We start from the raw sequence: 2498 nt of genomic DNA, 5'->3' as shown, positions 1-2498 counted from the left end.
GGCGCCGGGCCGGCCCGGACCGACGGGCGTTTGCGGCCTGTCTATCGCGGCCGAATGCGGCGCGCGAGAGCCCGATCCCGGGCTCGCGCACGCACGCGTTCAGCCCTTCAAGAACGCCAGCAGGTCGGCGTTCAACCGTTCGGCATGGGTGAACGGCACCGCGTGCGGGGCGCCCTCGTAGACGACGAACGCCGCGCCGGGGATCGCGGCGGCGGCCGCCTTTCCCGATACCGCGATCGGCACGGTCTGGTCGTCGTCGCCGTGGATCACCAGCGTCGGCACCGTGAAATGCGCCATGTCGGCCCGGAAGTCGGTGGTGCCGAAGGCGCTCACGCAAGCGGTCGTCGCCTTGGGCGAGGCCAGCATCGCCAGTTTGCCGGCCCAGGTCATCGTCTCCGTCGAGACCGGGGAGTGGAAGACGCCGGCGCCGAAGAAGGTCTTGGCGAAGTTCGCCAGGAAGGCCGGACGGTCCTTCACGAGGCCGTCGATCATGCCCTGAAAGAGGCTGCCGTCGACGCCGTCGGGATTGTTGCCGGTCTTGAGGAGGTAGGGCGTCACCGCGGAGACCAGCACCGCCTTCGCGACGCGCGCGCCGCCGTGCCGGGACATGTAGCGGGCGATCTCGCCGCCGCCCATCGAGAAGCCGACCAGGGCGGCGTCGCGGAGGTCGAGGTGGTCGAGCACCGCCTTCAGGTCGTCGGCGAAGGTGTCGTAATCGTAGCCGGTCCAGGGCTGGTCCGACCGGCCGAAGCCGCGGCGGTCGTAGGCGACGACCCGGTAGCCCGCCTCGGCGAGCACCGGCATCTGATGTTCCCACATGTCGGCGTCGAGCGGCCAGCCGTGGATCAGCACCACCGGCCGGCCGGTGCCCCAATCCTTGTAGTAGAGCCGTGTGCCGTCCCTTGTCTCGATGAAGGCCATGTCTCGCTCCTGCTCGGATGGTTTTCCGCGGCGACCGCCCGGCCGGCGCGCAAGCCTGTCGCCGAAAGCAAGCCGACGACGCGCCGAACGTTCCGAGGCCGCGTAGAATGCAGAAAGGCCGGAGGGGTCATCCCGCCTCCGGCCTTCCGCATCGCAGGTCTCGTGTCGTCGCGTCCCGGGTCGCCGAGGCGGGTCCTCAGGCGTCCTTCTTCTTCCGGGGCGCGCGGGTCTTCTTGGCGGGCGCCTCGGATTCGGCGGCGGGCGCCTCCTCCTCGGTGACCACCGGCTCGGACGGGGCGGCCTTCGCCACGTTCTTGCGGCGCTGCTGGCCGAGGCCGAGGGCGCGGGCCAGCTCGGAGCGCTGCTCGGAATAGCTCTGCGACGTCATCGGATAGTCGGGCGCCAGGCCCCACTTCGCGCGATACTGCTCGGGCGAGAGGCCGCGCAGGGTCAGGTGCCGGCGCAGGGTCTTGTACTGCTTCCCGTCCTCGAAGCTGATCAGGTAATCCGCCGTGACCGAGCGACGGATTTCCTGCGCGGTCGCCTTCGGCGGCCCGACCTCGGCGACCGGGCCATTTGCACCAGACACGCCGACGATCGCCTCGTGCACATCGCTCAGGAGCTTCGGCAGTTCGGCGCTCTGGACGTGATTGTTGCTGACATAGGCGGAGACGATGTCCGCGGCCAACGTGATGAAGCGGGCCTTGTCGATGTCTGGTTCACTCATGATCTTCGTACCGTCATTCTGACTTCGGGTGATAGTTCGAACCGTAAGCTCAGTTTCGGCACCCGGCAAGATTATTTCGGGGTTTTTGACCGAATCCTGAGGAATTCCGGCCTGATCGGCGGTACTCCGGCGCAATGCGCAGATCAAGAACCTCAGCGATGCGGACAAACGTTCGGAAATGTCGGCCGATTCGAACTAAATTGTGCGCAATTCTCCCGCGCGGTCGCACCAATCCATGGTTGTTGGGAAAAAATCCTGATGCCGATCCTGCGGCGATCGCGCGCCGCAACACCTTGCTCGGCGTATCGGTCAGGTGGTTCTAGTACCGATGGACTAGCTGTTTTTCGCTGCTGGGGCGCTGCGCGGTGCGCGGCGCAGCGATCGACCGACGGGCGAAAGCCCGGATGGGCCGTTCCCGGCGAAGGGCAGGTGATTCGCGTTGCGCGATCACCGCGGCGGTCGATCCGCCAAGGGCGGTCGACGGCACGCCGAGGCGCGCTCGGGCGCCGACCGGCATGATCCGAGGTTCGCGCGTCGAATCGACGAGGATGCCACGCGAGAACGCCGGTGGCCGACGCGACCGTCCTGCGGCGGTTGCCGCGCCGGATCCGACCTCGACGTCGAACCCGACGGGCGTGCCCCTCCCGCCCGGGCTCGCCGTCGGCGCCGCGGCACGCCGGGATTGTCCCGGAACCGCGTCCGGGGGCGTTGCGAGCCGGTCGTCGCCTACCGTGAGTAGGCGTAGACGGAGGCTGCGGATGCGACGGGGCCTGCGACGGTGGAGAAGACGCTGACGACCTTGGAGACTTCGGTGAAGGGGGCGTTGGAGACGTAGACGAGGTCGCGGTTT

Annotated in this window: 2 protein-coding genes and 1 pseudogene; all 3 read right to left on the bottom strand. The window is 68.2% G+C overall.

Going from position 1 to position 2498, the window contains the following annotated elements; all coding sequences use genetic code 11:
• Positions 1–99 precede the first annotated feature (99 nt).
• On the bottom strand, positions 100–921 hold the full coding sequence (locus FV230_RS27245; RefSeq protein ID WP_147844593.1) for an alpha/beta hydrolase: 822 nt from the start codon (positions 919–921) through the stop codon (positions 100–102).
• 196 nt (positions 922–1117) lie between these two features.
• On the bottom strand, positions 1118–1648 hold the full coding sequence (locus tag FV230_RS27240) for a MucR family transcriptional regulator (protein ID WP_147729521.1): 531 nt from the start codon (positions 1646–1648) through the stop codon (positions 1118–1120).
• Between the two features lie 726 nt (positions 1649–2374).
• Positions 2375–2498, bottom strand: a pseudogene (locus FV230_RS31070) (sugar transporter); the annotation flags it as partial.

It is taken from the genome of Methylobacterium sp. WL6 (genome assembly GCF_008040095.1).
GTDB lineage: Bacteria > Pseudomonadota > Alphaproteobacteria > Rhizobiales > Beijerinckiaceae > Methylobacterium.
This window is presented reverse-complemented; position numbering and strand designations above follow the sequence as displayed.